Raw genomic sequence first — 17402 nt, forward strand, 5'->3', positions numbered from 1 at the left:
TTCGATGAGAGTCCATAGAGCGGCTTTCAGTGCTACGAACCATGGAAATCGAAATCGCAACCATTGGCGGCTACGAAGAAGTCGGACGGCAGATGACCGCCGTCCGCGCCGGCGACGACGTCGTCATCTTCGACATGGGTCTGAACCTCTCGCAGGTCCTGATCCACGACAACGTCGAAACCGAGCGGATGCACAGCCTCGACCTGATCGATATGGGCGCTATCCCCGACGACCGGGTCATGAGCGACCTCGAGGGCGACGTCAAAGCCATCGTGCCGACCCACGGCCACCTCGACCACATCGGTGCTATCTCGAAGCTGGCACACCGATACGACGCGCCGATCGTCGCGTCGCCGTTTACGATCGAGCTGGTCAAACAGCAGATCGAGAGCGAACAGAAGTTCGGCGTCGAGAACGACCTCGTCAAGATGGAGGCCGGCGAGACGATGTCGATCGGCGACCGCAACGAACTCGAGTTCGTCAACGTCACCCACTCGATCATCGACGCGATCAACCCGGTCCTCCACACGCCCGAAGGGGCTATCGTCTACGGCCTCGACAAGCGGATGGACCACACGCCCGTCATCGGCGACCCGATCGACATGGAGCGGTTCCGCGAGATCGGCCGTGAAGGCGAGGGCGTCCTCTGTTACATCGAGGACTGTACCAACGCGAACAAGAAGGGTCGTACGCCATCCGAGAGCGTCGCCCGCGAACACCTCCGCGATGTCCTCTACAGCATCGAGGACTACGACGGCGGCATCGTCGCGACCACCTTCTCGAGTCACATCGCCCGCGTGAAGAGCCTCGTCGAGTTCGCCGACGATATCGGCCGCCAGCCGGTCTTGCTCGGCCGCTCGATGGAGAAGTACTCCGGGACCGCCGAACGGCTCGACTTCGTCGACTTCCCCTCGGACCTGGGGATGTTCGGCCACCGCAAGTCCGTCGACCGCACGTTCAAGCGGATCATGAACGAGGGCAAGGAGAACTACCTGCCGATCGTCACCGGCCACCAGGGCGAGCCCCGCGCGATGCTTACCCGGATGGCTCGCGGCGAGACGCCCTACGAACTCGAGGAGGGGGACAAGGTCGTCTTCTCCGCTCGCGTCATTCCGGAACCGACCAACGAGGGCCAGCGCTATCAGGCCGAGAAACTGCTCGGCATGCAGGGCGCACGGGTCTACGACGACATCCACGTCTCCGGCCACCTCAACCAGGAGGGCCACTACGAGATGCTCGATGCGCTCCAGCCCGAGAACATCATCCCGGCCCACCAGGACATGAGCGGCTACTCGAGCTACGTCAACCTCTGTGAGAGCGAGGGCTACAAGATGGGTCGAGACCTTCACGTCACACGCAACGGCAACCTCATCCAACTAGTCGACTGATATGACGAGTCCCGAGGCACGCGAAGAGGCGGTGCTCGAGGCGATTCGGCAGCGCCGCGAGCGGGTTAACGAAGCGATTCCAGAGGAGTTACCGATCCAGCGGCCCGAACGGCTCTACGAGGCCTCCCGATACCTCCTGGACGCGGGCGGCAAGCGACTGCGGCCAGCAGTGCTCCTGACGACCGCGGAGGCACTGACCGATACCGAGCCGCTGTCGGGCGAGTACCGGTCGTTTACCTCGCTCCAGCAGGGCCACGCGGTGGACGTGATGGCCGCCGCGGTCAGCGTCGAGGTCATCCAGTCGTTTACCCTGATCCACGACGACATCATGGACGACGACGACCTCCGGCGCGGCGTCCCCGCCGTTCACAAGGAATACGACCTCGAGACGGCCATTCTCGCGGGCGATACGCTCTACTCGAAGGCCTTCGAGATCATGCTCGAGACCGGCGCGGAGTCGGACCGCATCGTCGAGGCCTTAGACGTACTCGCGACCACCTGCACGAAGATCTGCGAGGGTCAGTCGCTCGATGTCACGTTCGAGGAACGGATCGACGTTTCGCCGGACGAATACCTCGAGATGGTCGAGCAGAAGACGGCCGTGCTGTATGCTGCCTCGGCGTCGCTCCCAGCGATATTGCTGGGGGCCGACGAGGAGACGATCGACGCGCTCTATGGCTACGGACTCGACATCGGCCGCGCGTTCCAGATCCAGGACGACGTGCTCGATCTGACGGTGCCGAGCGAGCAACTCGGCAAACAGCGCGGTAGCGACCTCGTCGAGAACAAACAGACGCTGATCACCGTCCACGCCCGCGAACAGGGCGTCGACGTCGACAATCTGGTCGACACCGACGACGTCGATGCGGTCACCGAGGCCGAGATCGACGACGCCGTCACCGAACTCGAGGCCGCCGGGTCGATCTCCTACGCCAACGAAACGGCCCAGGACCTCGTCGAACAGGGGCAGAACCGACTCGAGGTGCTGCCGGACAACGAGGCCCGTGACCTGCTCTGTGAGATCGCGGACTACCTGATCCAGCGCGGTTACTGAACGTCAGCGCGCTCGAGGCGGCTATTCTCGCCTCGGGTCACGAGCTTCTGACAGTCGTGTGCCGCTGGATCGAGGCACGGTCCCTGTTCCCGGCCGAACTCACCGTTCGATATCGTCCGGGTCTTTTTGCAGGTACCACCCCGAGCGGTGAGTATGACTGACGACTCCCCGCACGGACCATCCGGCTCCTCCCGGCGGCGATTTCTCGGCACGGCCGCGGCCGTCGGCATGGCCGCGACTGCCGGCTGCGTCGGCTCGCTGCTCGGGACGACCGGATCGGACGACAACGAAATCGAACCCGTCGAGCCGAGCGAGCCGCGGAAGGGAACGCCCGGGGAGTTCTACACGCTCGTCGAACGAAACGATCTCTCGGTCCAGTCGCTCCGAAAGGACGGCTCCGATCTGGTACTGGTCTACGAGTCCAACGCCGCGACCGAATCGGAGTCGACGACCGAACTCGAGGTCATCACGACCGTTTACAACGAGAACCTCGTGAAAAACGACGCGGAGGTGGACATGCTCTACGCGGAGGTAGCGAACCCGTTCGACGGGCAGGCACACGGCTGGGGCGTCAAGACCGAGTGGTGTGAGCGGTACAACGCGGCCGTCGAGGGTAGCGCCGAGGACGGCGGCAACGAGAGCAGTAGCGACGACGGCGGGTCGAGTGACGGAACCGAGGACGACGACGGGCCCGGCAATACCGAACCCGAGAGCGGTAACACAAGCGCTGACGACGGCGCGACCGGCAACGCGAGCGCAAACGAGACCGACGGTGGGGCGGCCGCCGCGAGCACGGCCGCCATGGTCCTCATGAGCAACGTCTTCAACTCGAGAGTGTACGCCGAGGACCTCGAGGACTGAGACCGAAACTGAGACCCGTGGTCTTCGGACCGGACGACACGGTGAATCGCGAGGGTTTTGGGCCGGGCGCGACTATCCCGAGGTAATGAACGACGAGTTACGCGAGCGCATCGAGCGCGAGGCCGAGAAGCACGCGCTGTTAAACGCCGTCAAACACGAGAGCGACGCCGATGTCGGCGCGATCATGGGGCCGCTGATGGGCGACAACCCCGACTTTCGCGAGCACGGCGACGAGATTCCGGGCATCGCCGGCGGCGTCATCGGTCGGGTCAACGACCTCGAGTACGAGGCCAAACGCGAGCGCCTCGAGGAACTCGCCCCCGAGGAACTCGCGGAGATCGAGGCCGAGGACGAGGAAGACGAACACGACCTGCCGGACCTGCCGAACGCCGAGGCGTACGACGAGATCCGGATGCGGTGTGCGCCGAACCCGAACGGGCCGTGGCACGTCGGCCACGCTCGGATGCCCGCGGTCATCGGCACCTATCGCGAGCGCTACGACGGCTGGTTCTGCGTGCGGTTCGACGACACCGACCCCGAAACCAAGCGCCCCGATCTCGAGGCCTACGACGCGATTCTCGACGACCTGGACTACCTCGGCTTCGAGCCCGACGCGACGTACAAGGCGAGCGACCGGCTCGAGACCTACTACGACCACGCCCGCGACCTCATCGAGATGGGCGGGGCCTACACCTGCTCGTGTTCCGGCGAGGCGTTCTCGGAACTGAAGAACTCCGGCGAGGCCTGTCCCCACCGCGACAAGGAGTCGGAGACGGTACTCGAGGAGTTCGAGGCCATGATCGACGGCGAGTACAGCAGCGGCGAGATGGTCCTCCGCGTGAAAACGGACATCGAACACAAGAATCCCGCCCTGCGTGACTGGGTCGCCTTCCGGATGATCGATACGCCACATCCCCGCGAGGAGGCCAGCGAGTACCGCTGCTGGCCGATGCTCGACTTCCAGTCCGGCGTCGACGACCACCTGATCGAGGTCACCCACATCATCCGCGGGATCGACCTGCAGGATTCGGCGAAGCGCCAGCAGTTCGTCTACGACTACTTCGGCTGGGACTACCCCGAGGTCATCCACTGGGGCCACGTCCAGCTCGACGACTACGACGTGAAAATGAGCACGTCGACCATCTCGGAACTGATCGAGAACGGGGAACTCGACGGCTGGGACGACCCGCGAGCCCCGACGCTGAAGAGCCTGCGCCGGCGGGGCATCCGCGGCGAGGCCATCGTCGAGGCGATGACCGGCCTCGGCACCTCGACTACCGACGTCGACCTCGCGATGAGTTCGGTTTACGCGAACAACCGCGACCTGATCGACGACGAGACCGACCGCCGCTTCTTCGTTCGCGACGGCAATCAGATCCCCCTCGCCGGGGAGCCGCCGGCCGAAGCGGCCCCGCCGCTGCACCCCAACCACGAGGACCGTGGCGTTCGGGAGATCCCCGTCGGCGACTCCGTCATGCTCGAGGTCGCTGATATTCCCGACGCTGAGGAAGACGGAGACCGGCGCATCTGGCTGAAAGGCTTCGGCTGTTTCCGCTTCGACGACGGCGTCCTCCGGTACACGGACGACGATATCGACGCGGTCCGCGAGGGCGGCGTCGACGTCGTCCACTGGGTCCCCGCGGACGAGAGCGTGCCGGTCCGCATGCGGACGATCGAGGGCGACGTGCGAGGCCATGCCGAACCCGGTGTCGGCGACCTCGAGCCCGACGAGATGGTACAGTTCGAGCGCGTCGGATTCGCCCGAATCGACCGACACGAAACCGAAAGCGACGATGGCGACGGCGACGAGGAGACGGTCGCGTACTACGCCCACCCCTGACTACTGCCGCCGATCGCTTACTCTCTACTCTCGTTCTGGGACGCCTCGTGACGCGCTCGTCCGTAGCGTGACGTTCAGTTCCGTCATCCGGCCGAATTTGACCTGCATGTCGCCCACGACGCGCCGATACCCGGCCGCATCGACCACGACGCGGTGGCGGCCGTGCTCGAGTTCGAGATCGAATTCGCCCTCGCCGTCGACCGATACCCGCGCGCCGCCGGCCCGGACCGTCGCGTCGGTGATAGCGGTTCCGTTCGGGTCGACGACGCGCCCCTCGATCTGCCCCGTTTCTGAAATCTCGTCGTCGCCCGCCTCGAGTTGGACCCAGCCGAAGGCCGTCTCGCCGTCCTCGACGAGCACTTCCTGATAGCCGTCGCTGTATCCCTCGGCGTCCGTGACTAAGATCTCCCACCAGCCCTCGCTCACGTCGAAGCCGCTCCCCCAGCGGTCGCCGTCGGGGACCGAGCCCCGCGATGCGGTGACATCGTACCGGTCGGCACCGAAAACCGCGATCTCACACGGGATCGTGCTGCCGCCACCGACCGGCGTCGCGAACACCTCGAGTTCGCCGGTTCCCGGCCCCCACTCGCGCTCGAGATCGAAGTCCCGTGTGCGTCTCTCGTTCCCCGCGACGGCGATGTCGGTCGATACCGGTGCATATCCGGGGGCGGTGACCGTGAGGGTATACTCGCCGGGCGCGAGGGCCAGCGTGTACGCACCTGTTTCGTCGGTCGCGGCCTCGGTCCCGTCGTCGGCAGCCACCGTCGCTTCAGTGACCGGTGTCCCGAAATGGGTTACCGTTCCCTCGAGCCGTCCCGCATCGGTGTCACTGGCAGCCGCTGCGGTGGTTCCGGACGCGGTTGCGAACAGTCCCGAACCGAGCAGCGCCGTCCGCCGAAGAACCTGCCGGCGATAGTTCGACATGGGTTTCGACCGTACTGGCGGGAGGTCTGTGCATAACAGTTCCGTCCGAGAAAACCGTCAGAAGCGCCGACAGACACGGAATACTGTCTTTCCAATACACTCGACCGATCGCGGAGACGGCTCGGTCTCGTAGTCGGAACACTCCACTCGCTCGTGTGAACGATACCCACGGATACACTCTCGCCGTGATCAGAGCAGGAAGACGGCCACGAGAAAGCCGAGGAGGATCGTTGCCGTCAACAGGACCTGAACCGCGGTCGACGCGAGCGTCCCGACGGTCGTGTAGACCGCCGACCTGGCGCTGCCCTCGAGTTCCTCGCCGCGGACGAACTCGAGGACGAAGACGGTGCCGAAGAGGCCGGCAAGCAGCCCCAGCGGGCCGGTGACGAGCATGAGGGCGATCCCGACCACGGCGGCGACCGCCGTCGTCACCCACGATGCGCCGCCGGCGCGTGCGGCGATCGACCCGCCGAAGAACTCGACGAGCGCGGTGACGACGGCGATAACGGCGAGGACGGCGAAGGTGAGGGCGCTCAGTTCGGCGAGCCCGGAACCCCACCAGTAGACGCCGAGGCCGGCCAGCGAGAGGAGACCGCTCGGCACCATCGGGACGGCCGCGCCGACGATTGCGCCCGCGAGCAACACGATGGCGACGACGAGAGCGACATCAACCATATCGGGGCGACGACGGACCGCGGCAAAGGCCTACCGCCTTCAGGAGGAGCAGCAGCGACGACTGCCCGTCGCTGCAGACCTGATTGGGTGGTCGCTGCCTACTATTACCAGTGGGACACCCGTTTCAGTGGCTACTATACGTGGACAGTACCGAACCGTGGACATGACGAACCCGCGCGGAGCGATCATCGTCGGCGCGTCGTCGGGGATCGGCGAAGCGCTGGCCCGACGGCTCGCAGCGGACGGCTATCGGATCGGTCTGACGGCACGGCGAACGGAGCGACTACGGGAGATCGGCGAGGAACTGCCGACCAAATCGTACGTCGCGACGATGGACGTTACAGAACCCGACGCCGCTCGAGACGCGTTTTTCGAATTGGCCGAGGCAATGCCCGCGGTCGACCTCGTCGTCGTCAGCGCCGGGGTCGCGAGCGTCAACCGGGACCTCGAGTGGGAGCCGGAACGACAGACGGTCGACGTCAACGTGGGCGGCTTTACCGCCATCGCGACGGCGGCGATGGAGTACTTCGAGCGCGACCGGGACCCCGCGAGCGAGGCCGATGGACATCTCGTCGGGATTTCGTCGGTCGCGGCCCACATCGGCAGCGGCGACGCACCGGCGTACAACGCCTCCAAGGCCTACGTCTCGACGTACCTCGAGGGGCTTCGGTATCGGCAGACCGATCGAGACGCCGACGTGACGATCACGACCGTCGAGCCCGGCTTCGTCGACACCAAACTCTCGCTGGGCGGGTTTTGGGAGTGTTCACCCGAGACGGCGGCCGCACAGATCGCTCGAGCGATCCGGAACGAGCGGACGCACGTGTACGTGACGCGGCGGTGGCGAGCCGTCGCATGGGTACTGGATCTCCTGCCGGAGCGGCTGTGTCGGCGACTGTTCTGAGTTCAGCCTGCGGAGCCACATTTATTCCACACTCACGTACACGGGATACTATATGAACGACTATACCAGCAGTTACCGATAGGCCGTTCCACAGTGACAGATCAAACCGAGAGTGAGATCGTCCATCGCACGCTCGATCCGGACGGCGACAACCCGGCAGTACAGGTCATCGAAGCGGTCATGGACCTCGAAGGCGTCGATTCGACCGAGCTACCAACGATATACGACTGCATAGACGGGATGCTCACCGAACTGTTTTCGAACCCGCCGTCACCGGAGGCACAGATGGAGGTCGAGTTCAGTTATCACCGGTATCGAATCACCGTCGAGCAAAACGGGACGGCGAAGTTCGTGAAGACGGGGTAAGCGGGTATTTCGCTGCCGGGAGAGCCCTCCGCCGCTCGCTGAGTAGCGAACGGGAGTCCGACTCATCCGTCAGTACTGACCCAGGTCCACTGGATCACTCGTCGACGAACCGGTCTCGAACCTCGAATGCCGTCTCCGTCCCGTAGAGATCGACGAGCGGGCGGAACGCGTCGCCGAGCGCTCGCATGCACTGGCTCGTCGAGTGATAGCCGAGGCGATCGGCGACGGTCTCCCAGCCCTGGCCCTGCAGCACGCGGCGGACGAGCAAGCGCTCCTCGCGATCGGTCAGGGCCACGGACTCGGGGTCGTCGACGAAGTACCGCACGGCGAGGTCCCTGAACGGGCCGGGATCGACGGCGAACAGCCCCGGGCCGTAGGCGGCGCTCGCGACGAGGTCCCACTCGAAATCGGTCAACGCGAGCGGTGGCCCGGCGTCTGCATCGACGCTCCGGAGCGCCGCGCGGGCCACGTCGGGCTCGAGGTCGTCCAGCGAGTCCGAACAGAGCGCGGCGAACCGGCGGACGAACCGGTCGGCGTGGCGGTCGTGTAACGCCCGTCCGTCGTCGCTCGTCGGCGCGAGCATGAGCACGGAGTACTCGCCGCTGGCGTCGTTACGGGTGGTCGAGACGAAGACCGTCCGATAGCCGTTCTCGCGCCAGAACGCGAGCAGGCCGGGCGTCGCGCCGAAGCCGGTACCGAGCCAGTCGATGCTGCCGGGCTCGTCGCCGGCGTCGCTCCGGCCGCCGAATTCTTCGTGGACGCACTCGAGCAGGTGCGAGCCCAGCCCCCGCGAGCGGGCCGCATGGTGGGTCGCGATGCGGACGACCCGGAGGCCGGCCGGCTCGCCCGCCGCCTCGTCTCGGAGTTGGCTCGTCAGCACGTCCGGCAGCATGTTGCCCCGCACCCGGTCGCCCTCGTACATCATCGAGCGGGTGTCGGCCGGCAGATTCCCCTCGCGTGCGAGCAGCGCGACGCTAACGACGTGGCCGTCGTGGACGAGCGCCCGCGCCTCGAGGTTGGGCGCGTCGAGCAGTCGCGCGAGGTCGTTGGGTTCGGTCCGGTAGTGGGCGAGGACGAGCAGCCCGAAGGCCTCCCGCAGTAGGCGGTCGTCGGCGAGGAGGTCGTTGGGCTCGAGTCGCCGGTACTCGACCGATTCGGGTGTCGCGTCGGCTACGAGCGGCTCGACCGGCGGCCGCGCGTCGAGCAACAGCGCGCGGAAGGCCCACACCTCGACGGGGTCGCCCGCCGCGTACCGGATCGGCTCGACGAGCGTGCAGTCGGTCACTTTCCGGTCGCTTTCGGCGAGATGGTCACGGAATCGGACCGAAAAGCCCCGTCCCGCGCCCTCGTAGCCGTGGACCGTCGTCGCGAACGCGACTCGGTCGGCGGCGAGCAGGGAATCGAGCGTCGCGACCGGGAGTGCGGCGGCCTCGTCGACGATGACGATATCAGCCGACCCGAGGGCGTCGACGGCCGCGCTCGGCTCGCGGAATCGAACGGAGCCGCCAGTGGCCGTCTCGATCAGATGCGATTCGACGGTGGGGCCGCGCTCGGAGCCGTCCGCGAGCGTCGCACAGAGTTCTTCCGCCCGGTCGAACAGTTCCGAAGCGTTCCGCGCGGCGGGGGCGGTCACGAGCACGTCCTCGCCGTCGGCGGCGAAGGCCCCCGCGGCCAGCCCCGCAGCGCTCGACTTGCCCCGGCCGCGGTCGGCCTCGAGGACGACGGCCTGTCCGTCCTCGAGCAGCGACTCGAAGGCGGCGACGGCGTCGGCCTGATCGCTCGTCAGGCAGGCCTCGTAGGCGGCGGCCGGAAACCGGTGCTCCGGCGGAGGGGCCGGCGCTGCCGTCGCCAGCCGGGGAGCCGGATCGGTCAGCCCGTCGGCCTCGAGTCGATCGGCATCGAGGTCGACGATCGCGATCCCGCGGTGGGCTCGCAGCGTCTCGACGAGGCGGCGTCTGAACCGGCCGGTAACCGCGTCCAGTTCGAACGGCGGCACGGCAAGCGACGCGTCGAACTCGCCGCGGCGCTCCGGCCACGCCTCGAGCGGCGGGGTCAGCAGGATGAGGAGGCCGCCGCCGTCGACCGCTCCGGCGACTTTCCCGAGCGCGTTCGGCTGGAGTTCCGCGTGGGCGTCGACCGCGATGGCGTCCCGCGTCGTTCCGAGGAGGTCGTCCGCGTTGACCTGCCGGCGCTGTTCACAGCGGAGTCGGTCGTCGGGGCCGACGAGCGTCGTCCCAGTGATCGGGATCGACAGCGTCTCGAGGATCGACTCGAGGGCGTCGTACCCTCGCTCGCGGTCGCCCGCGAGCACTACTAGCCGTCGCTCGTTCGCTCGTTTGGCTTCCTCGCGGAGCGATTCGGCGAGGGCGGCCGCGTCGACGTCCATGCCTTCGCTGGGGTTCCTCGAGAGTAATAGGCACCGGAACGTGCCGACGGCGACGGGATCACGGCCGGTCCGTGTCGAGCGCACATGTACGGGAGTACCGTTATCGGGATTTCGAGCAGGGGTTTCGGTATGTCAGACGCATCCGACGACCACCCGCTGGTGTACTCGTGTTCGGGCTGTTCGAGCGCAGCGCAGATGGCGAACGATCTGGCCGTCTCGCTGGACAGGGACGGCGTCGCCGAGATGTCGTGTATCGCCGGCGTCGGCGGCGACGTGGCCCCGCTGGTCGAGACCGCGACCTCCGGCCGGGAGATCGTCGTCATCGACGGCTGTCCGCTCGAGTGCGCAAAGGAGTGTCTCGACCACCACGATGTCTCGCCCGACCTGCACTACAATCTCGCAGCGGAGGGTGTGTCGAAGGAGTATCACACGGACTACGACGACGACGAGGCCGAGACGCTGCGCGGAGAACTGGAAGCAGACATCGAATCCCATATGAAACAGAACTGATTGGTCGGCACAGAGTAGGGCTGTCGGGCCGTGCGGTGGTATCCCACGGCCTCGTGCGTTTGAACACGCTTTTAAGGGGGGCAGCGCTATTCGAGTGTACACCCTACGCGGGGTTGATGATGCTCCTAGCTTCACAGGACTTCCGCCGGAATCGATCCGGCACGGGTACCCAGTGCCCGGACGGCAGGGGAGCGCGAGCCCACGTGTAGGAGAGGTGAACAACCAATGTCAGTCTACGTCAATACCGACATCCCAGCCGACCTCGCCGACGACGCCCTTGAGGCGCTCGAGGTCGCACGAGACACCGGACGCGTAAAGAAAGGAACGAACGAAACCACGAAGGCGATCGAGCGCGGCAACGCCGAGCTCGTCTACGTCGCCGAAGACGTCTCCCCCGAGGAGATCGTCATGCACCTGCCCGAACTCGCCGATGAGAAGGGTATTCCCGTCGTCTTTATCGAGACCCAAGACGACGTCGGCCACGCAGCCGGCCTCGAGGTCGGCTCGGCCGCCGCGGCGGTCGTCGACGCCGGCGAGGCAGACGACGACGTCGAGGACATCGCCAGTAAGCTCGAGGACCTCGACTGAGGTGATCAGAGATGAGTGCTGAAGAGGAAGAAAGCGGCTCTACGCCCGCCGAGGTCATCGAGGTCGTCGGCAAGACCGGCATGCACGGCGAAGCCATGCAGGTCAAATGCCGAATCAAGGAGGGCGAGAACCAGGGACGAATCATCACCCGTAACTGCCTCGGCCCGGTCCGCGAAGGGGACGTACTCCAACTTCGCGAGACCGCCCGCGAGGCCGACTCCATCGGAGGACAATAATGGTCGAGAAACGCACCTGCGACTACACGGGCGAAGAGATCGAACCCGGTACGGGCATCATGTACGTCAAGAACGACGGCAGCGTGCTCCACTTCGTCGACTCCAAGGCGGAGAAAAACTACAAGCTCGGGCGCGAACCGCGCGACCTCGAGTGGACCGAGGACGGTCGTCGCGGCAAGGGTTCCACGCAGGCCGACACGCCTGCTGACGAGGACGCCGACCAGACCGAGGAGGTCGAGGCCGGCGACGACGAGGACCTCGAAACGGAGTCCGACGCGGACGACGAAGACGTGCCCGCCGAGGACGAAACCGCCGACGAGACCGAGGAAACCGAGGCCGAAGAAGCATGAGCGATCACGAGCGAACCTTCGTGATGGTCAAGCCCGACGCCTTCGCGCGCGGACTCGTGGGCGAAGTCGTCTCTCGACTCGAGGACCGCGGGCTCAAGCTCGTCGGTATTAAGGTCGAGACCATGCCTCGCGAGCGAGCGGAAGAACACTACGGTGAACACGAGGACAAGCCGTTCTACGACGACCTCGTCGACTTCATCACCTCGGGACCGGTCGTCCCGATGGTCTGGGAGGGCCAGGACGCGACCCGTCAGGTCCGCCAGATGATCGGCGAGACCGACCCGCTCGAGGCCGAACCCGGCACGATCCGGGGCGACTACGCGCTCGATCTCGGTCGGAACGTCGTCCACGCGGCCGACCACGAGGACGAGGGCGCAAACGAGCGCGAAATCGGGATCCACTTCGACGACGACGAACTGATCGACTACGATCAGCACGACGCCGAGTGGCTCTACGAGTAAGCGTCTCGACGGCGTGAGCGCCGTTTCATTTTGGAGAGCAGTCGGTAGCGGCTACGATCGGTGTGAGTTCCACCAGTTCTGCTGCGAGCGGAGCCGCTGATAGCGGCTCAGTACCCGCCGTTCGTCGAGCCGTCAGTCCGGCACGATTCCGTCTTCACACATACTATCGGATTTAACACACGTATATTTCTAGAGGGACGTAAGGTCTAATGTGGGGGCTGTAGTAGGTTCCCGTGGTGGTTTCGAATGGTAACATACGGTAGGTGGTTCGTGGATGCGTGAAACGGAGGGCGAGCCGGCGGCGTTAACGGGGGAGGCAACGCCGTCGTTGGATCTCGTTTTCGATCTGCTCTCGAACAGTCGGCGACGGTACGCACTCTACTTTCTCAATGACCGGCCGGATGGTGTCGCAACGGTTGACACCCTCACTGAGAACGTTATCGCCCTCGAGCGGACGATAGACGGCGACGAGACGGATGCGGCAGAAACGGCGACGGTCGCAGACTCCATATCGGCCGACCGACAAACGACGGTCCTAGCCGAACTCCAGCACAGCCACCTTCCGAAACTCGAGGACGCGGGGGTCCTCGAACACGATCGGCGAAGCGAGACGGTTCGGTACTGGGGCCAACCGTCGCTCGAGGAGTGGCTCGAACACGCCCGCCACAAGGAACTTGAGTAATCGCGCGGAGCCGGCGGCGATCGAAGACGGGGGATGGCGAGCGGGAGTTGCTGAAAGCTTTAAGACCGCGTCCGTGGTTGAACCAGTGGAGTGTCGGTAAATCGCACGACGGAGCGGCCGTGACTTTGTGAGGTGTGATATCGTCTCACTCCTCAAAACTTAACAAGCGAGATACCGATACAGAACGTGAGGTGCATACTATGGCTGATCACGAACTTCCACCACTACCGTACGATTACGACGCGCTCGAACCGGCTCTGTCCGAACAGGTACTGACCTGGCATCACGATACGCACCATCAGGGCTACGTCAATGGCCTCAACTCGGCCGAGGAGACCCTCGCCGAGAACCGCGAGGACGGCGACTTCGGCTCGACGCCGGGGGCGCTCAAAAACGTCACCCACAACGGCTGTGGTCACTATCTCCACACGCTGTTCTGGGAGAACATGTCGCCGAACGGCGGCGGCGAACCCGACGGCGATCTCGCCGACCGCATCGAGGAGGACTTCGGGTCCTACGAGGGCTGGAAGGGCGAGTTCGAGGCCGCAGCCGGTGCCGCCGGTGGCTGGGCGCTGCTGGTCTACGACCCGGTTGCAAAGCAACTGCGCAACATCGCGGTCGACAAGCACGATCAGGGTGCGCTCTGGGGCGCACATCCCGTGCTCGCGCTGGACGTCTGGGAGCACTCCTACTACTACGACTACGGTCCGGACCGCGGGGACTTCATCGACGCCTTCTTCGACGTCGTCAACTGGGAGAAGGCCGAAGAGGAATTCCAGACGTGCCTCGATCACTTCGAGTGATCTAGCCGGCAGTCAACGCGACGAGTTGTCTATCTCGACTTTTTTGGAGTTCAGTGATGGATAGCGCCGATAGACGTTACTCCCGTTCTCACTCGCCTCCTCTCGCTCGAGACTGCCACCGTCGTTCCCGTGTCCTCGAGAACTCGACTGTCTGTCCGACATCGCATGGGTTGTGAGCGAGGACCACGGTTTAACTACATGTATCACGATGAATGGTTACATATGGCCGCCGAGGACAGCAGCGTCGATGCGACGGTCGAGGATCGGGACCACGGGCGACGGGACAGACCGCTCGAGTCGGGATCAGACGGTGACGGCGAGGCGCTTGCGGCCGATCTGCGTGACGCCGTCGACGGCGACGTCCGGTTCGACGAGTACACGCGGGTCCTCTACGCGACTGACGGGAGCATCTACGGCGCACAGCCGGCCGGCGTCGTCTTCCCGCGGGACACCGCCGACGTCCGCGCCGCAATGGCAGTCGCGGCTGACCACGACGCACCGGTCCTGCCCCGAGGTTCGGGGTCGTCGCTGGCCGGACAAACCGTGGGGCCGGGCTGTGTCGTCCTCGATCTGTCGCGACACATGGACGAGATCCGTGAGATCCATCCCGCGGCGCGGACCGCCGTCGTGCAGCCGGGTGTCGTCCAGGACGACCTCGACGCGGCACTCGAGCCCCACGGCCTCCGATTCGCTCCCGACCCGGCTTCTTCGAACCGGGCAACGATCGGCGGCGGGATCGGAAACAACTCGACGGGCGCACACTCGGTGCGGTACGGAATCACGGACGCCTACGTCGACGAGTGTGAGGTCGTCCTCGCCGACGGCTCGCAGATTCGCACTCGAGATGTCGCCCTCGATAGCCCCGAATGGGATCGAATCGTCTCGAAGGACGACCGCGAGGCAGCCCTCTACCGGACGGTGCGGGCGCTTGTCGAGGACCACGCCGCGGAGATCGAGGAGCGGTATCCGGATCTGAAACGGAGCGTCAGCGGCTACAACCTCCAGAAGGTGATCAGAGAGACCGCGGACGGGGATCGAGTCATCAACCTCTCCAAACTGCTCGTCGGCGCGGAAGGAACGCTCGGCGTCGTCGTCGAGGCGACGCTCTCGCTCGTGACCCGACCCGACGAGACCGCACTCGCGGTCTACTGTTACGACGACTTGCTCGAGGCGCTGGCCGCGGTCCCCGAAGCGCTCGACCTCAAGGCCAGCGCGGTCGAACTCATGGACGACGAGGTGTTCCGGCTGGCCGCGGAGTCGGCGGAGTACGCCGAGTACGCGGAGCCGATTCCCGAGGGAACTGAGGCGGCACTGATGCTCGAGTTCGACTCCGAGGTCGTCGACGACCTGCCGGACGCGATCGCGACTGCGACGGCCGGTCTCGTCGACAGCGGGACGGCCTTTGGCTCGATTGAGGCGTTCTCGCCGGCGAAACAGGACCGGCTCTGGAAGCTCCGGAAGGCCGCGATCCCGCTGTTGATGAGCATGGACGGCGACCCGAAGCCGTACCCGTTCGTCGAGGACGCTTCCGTGCCGCCGGTGGAACTCGCCGAGTACGTGGCCGGCTTTCAGGAGATTCTCGAGGCCCACGACACCACGGCGGCCTACTTCGCCCACGCGGGGGTCGGCACGCTCCACATTCGACCGGTCCTCAACCTCAAGGCGGCGGACGACGTCGAGAAAATGCGCGCGATCGCCGACGACGTCACGGACCTCGTCCGCGAACACAACGGCTCCTTCTCGGGCGAGCACGGCGACGGCCTCGCGCGGACGGAGTTCAACCCCAAGCTGTACGGGCCGGAGCTCTGGGACGCCTTTCAGGACCTCAAATCGGCGTTCGACCCCGACTGGCGGCTGAACCCGGGGAAGGTCGTGTATCGGGAGGACGACCCCACGGACATCCGCGACCACCTCCGGTACGGCCCGGACTACGCCGCGCTCGAGCCCCGGACGACGCTGGATTTCGACGACGAAGGCGGGTTCGCCGACCTCGTGGAACTCTGTAACGGCTGTGGCACCTGCCGGCAGACCGACGGCGACGTGATGTGTCCCACCTATCGGGCGACCGAGGAGGAAATCGCGACTACGCGAGGGCGAGCCAACTTGCTCCGGGCGGCGATCAGCGGCGAGATCGACCCCGAGGAACTCTATGGCGAGCGGTTTCAGGACGAGGTACTCGACCTCTGTATCGGCTGCAAGGGCTGTCAGAGCGACTGTCCGACCGGGGTCGACCTCGCGAAGCTCAAAGCCGAAGTGAAACACCAGTACCACGACCGCGAGGGGACGAGCCTGCGGGAACGGCTCTTCGCAAACGTCGACCGGCTCGCCGCGGTCGGGAGTGCGTTTGCGCCGCTCGCGAACCGTGCCGCGGAACTACCGGGTGCCAGAACTGTCCTCGAGAAGACCGTCGGAATCGCTGCCGATCGCACGCTGCCGACCTTCCGGCGGGAGTCGCTCGTCGATTGGTTCCGGCAGCGAGGGGGGCCACGGGTCGCCGCCGAAACCGCGACGGCCGGCGTCGTCCTCTTTCCCGATACGGACACGAACTACTCGAATCCCGAACTCGGGAAGGCGGCCGTCGCGGTCCTCGAGGCCGCGAACGTCCGCGTCGTGGTTCCGGATCTCGGCCCGACCGGACGGGCAGCCTACTCGACCGGCATGCTCGACGTCGCGGCCGAGCAGGGCCGGGACCTGCTTGCAGACCTCGAGCCCTATCTCGAGCGCGGTTGGTCGGTTCTGTTCGTCGAGCCCTCCGACGCGGCGATGGTCGTCGACGAGTACCGGAGCCTGCTCGCGGACGAGCGGGTCGAACGGCTCGCGGCGAACGCCTTCGGCGTCTGCGAGTACGTCGACGAGCGGCGTCTGGACGAGGAGCTGACGTTCGTCCAGTCCGAGAACGCAGACACGCGACTGAGCTTCCACGGCCACTGCCATCAGAAGGCGCGCGGCGCGGACCACCACGCCGTCGGCGTGCTCCGGCGGGCCGGCTACGCCGTCGACCCCGTCGATTCGAGCTGTTGTGGCATGGCCGGCAGCTTCGGCTACGAGGCCGAACACTACGACCTCTCGAAAGCGATCGGCTCCCTGCTTCGGGAGGACCTCGAGGCCAGTGCGGCCGGGCGGGCGGACGGTGACGGCGAGTCGATCGTCGTCGCGCCGGGCACCTCCTGTCGAACGCAGGTGGGCGACTTCGAGGGCTACGACCGCCCTGCCCATCCCGTCGAACTGCTTGCACGGGGACTCGAGCCGTCGGACTGACCGGCGACTCGATCGGACTCCGCTGGGCTCACCATTGCCGGCAGCGACGAAAGCGGTACGCACGATTCGTGTCTCGAGCGCGAACGAATCATTTAGGCGTCGGCCCGCGGTACGGA

The 17402-nt window shown here is 65.8% G+C and carries 17 protein-coding genes; 14 read left to right on the forward strand and 3 right to left on the reverse strand.

What is annotated here, in order from left to right:
* Window positions 1-41: 41 nt before the first annotated feature.
* The 4 genes from C489_RS16655 (at window position 42) to C489_RS16670 (ending at window position 5143) form a co-directional block, all read left to right on the forward strand.
* Window positions 42-1388, forward strand: a complete 1347-nt coding sequence (locus C489_RS16655) for a ribonuclease J (protein WP_006432505.1) — start codon at window positions 42-44, stop codon at window positions 1386-1388.
* 1 nt (window position 1389) lies between these two features.
* A complete protein-coding gene (gene idsA3, locus C489_RS16660) occupies window positions 1390-2442 on the forward strand; it encodes a geranylfarnesyl diphosphate synthase (protein ID WP_006432506.1) in 1053 nt (350 codons plus the stop codon).
* Between the two features lie 153 nt (window positions 2443-2595).
* Window positions 2596-3303 (forward strand): hypothetical protein, encoded by a 708-nt coding sequence (locus C489_RS16665; RefSeq protein WP_152423176.1) that lies wholly within the window; start codon window positions 2596-2598, stop codon window positions 3301-3303.
* Between the two features lie 85 nt (window positions 3304-3388).
* Window positions 3389-5143, forward strand: a complete 1755-nt coding sequence (locus C489_RS16670; RefSeq protein WP_006432508.1) for a glutamate--tRNA ligase — start codon at window positions 3389-3391, stop codon at window positions 5141-5143.
* 24 nt (window positions 5144-5167) lie between these two features.
* Here the strand turns inward: C489_RS16670 and C489_RS16675 are convergent, their stop codons facing one another.
* Window positions 5168-6067, reverse strand: a complete 900-nt coding sequence (locus tag C489_RS16675) for a carboxypeptidase-like regulatory domain-containing protein (protein WP_006432509.1) — start codon at window positions 6065-6067, stop codon at window positions 5168-5170.
* A 189-nt stretch (window positions 6068-6256) separates the two neighbouring features.
* Window positions 6257-6742, reverse strand: a complete 486-nt coding sequence (locus tag C489_RS16680) for a DUF456 domain-containing protein (RefSeq protein ID WP_006432510.1) — start codon at window positions 6740-6742, stop codon at window positions 6257-6259.
* A 163-nt stretch (window positions 6743-6905) separates the two neighbouring features.
* Between C489_RS16680 and C489_RS16685 the strand changes: the two genes are divergently transcribed.
* Window positions 6906-7646: an SDR family NAD(P)-dependent oxidoreductase gene (locus C489_RS16685; RefSeq protein WP_006432511.1), complete on the forward strand. Its 741-nt coding sequence runs from the start codon at window positions 6906-6908 to the stop codon at window positions 7644-7646.
* A 93-nt stretch (window positions 7647-7739) separates the two neighbouring features.
* Entirely contained in the window at window positions 7740-8012 is a 273-nt protein-coding gene (locus C489_RS16690) for a HalOD1 output domain-containing protein (protein WP_006432512.1), read from the forward strand.
* 94 nt (window positions 8013-8106) lie between these two features.
* On the opposite strand, the gene tmcA is transcribed toward C489_RS16690, so the two are convergent.
* Entirely contained in the window at window positions 8107-10398 is a 2292-nt protein-coding gene (gene tmcA / locus C489_RS16695) for a tRNA(Met) cytidine acetyltransferase TmcA (RefSeq protein WP_006432513.1), read from the reverse strand.
* A gap of 129 nt (window positions 10399-10527) precedes the next feature.
* On the opposite strand from tmcA, the gene C489_RS16700 reads away from it, so the two are divergent.
* The 8 genes from C489_RS16700 (at window position 10528) to C489_RS16735 (ending at window position 17286) form a co-directional block, all read left to right on the forward strand.
* Complete coding sequence (locus tag C489_RS16700; RefSeq protein ID WP_006432514.1) at window positions 10528-10908, forward strand: putative zinc-binding protein; 381 nt, start codon at window positions 10528-10530, stop codon at window positions 10906-10908.
* 225 nt (window positions 10909-11133) lie between these two features.
* On the forward strand, window positions 11134-11496 hold the full coding sequence (gene rpl7ae / locus C489_RS16705) for a 50S ribosomal protein L7Ae (protein WP_006432515.1): 363 nt from the start codon (window positions 11134-11136) through the stop codon (window positions 11494-11496).
* Window positions 11497-11507: 11 nt separating this feature from the next.
* Window positions 11508-11732: a 30S ribosomal protein S28e gene (locus tag C489_RS16710; RefSeq protein WP_006184658.1), complete on the forward strand. Its 225-nt coding sequence runs from the start codon at window positions 11508-11510 to the stop codon at window positions 11730-11732.
* Window positions 11732-12082 (forward strand): 50S ribosomal protein L24e, encoded by a 351-nt coding sequence (locus tag C489_RS16715; protein ID WP_006432516.1) that lies wholly within the window; start codon window positions 11732-11734, stop codon window positions 12080-12082. The genes C489_RS16710 and C489_RS16715 overlap by 1 nt, the downstream gene beginning before the upstream one ends.
* Window positions 12079-12543 (forward strand): nucleoside-diphosphate kinase, encoded by a 465-nt coding sequence (gene ndk / locus C489_RS16720; RefSeq protein ID WP_006432517.1) that lies wholly within the window; start codon window positions 12079-12081, stop codon window positions 12541-12543. Before C489_RS16715 ends, ndk begins: the two co-directional genes overlap by 4 nt.
* Before the next feature lie 274 nt (window positions 12544-12817).
* Window positions 12818-13225, forward strand: coding sequence for a DUF7344 domain-containing protein (locus C489_RS16725; protein ID WP_006432518.1), 408 nt, complete (start codon window positions 12818-12820; stop codon window positions 13223-13225).
* Between the two features lie 200 nt (window positions 13226-13425).
* Window positions 13426-14028, forward strand: a complete 603-nt coding sequence (gene sod / locus C489_RS16730; protein ID WP_006432519.1) for a superoxide dismutase — start codon at window positions 13426-13428, stop codon at window positions 14026-14028.
* 222 nt (window positions 14029-14250) lie between these two features.
* Window positions 14251-17286: an FAD-binding and (Fe-S)-binding domain-containing protein gene (locus C489_RS16735; protein ID WP_006432520.1), complete on the forward strand. Its 3036-nt coding sequence runs from the start codon at window positions 14251-14253 to the stop codon at window positions 17284-17286.
* The last annotated feature ends 116 nt before the right edge of the window (window positions 17287-17402 follow it).

It is taken from the genome of Natrinema versiforme JCM 10478, assembly GCF_000337195.1.
Classification (GTDB): domain Archaea; phylum Halobacteriota; class Halobacteria; order Halobacteriales; family Natrialbaceae; genus Natrinema; species Natrinema versiforme.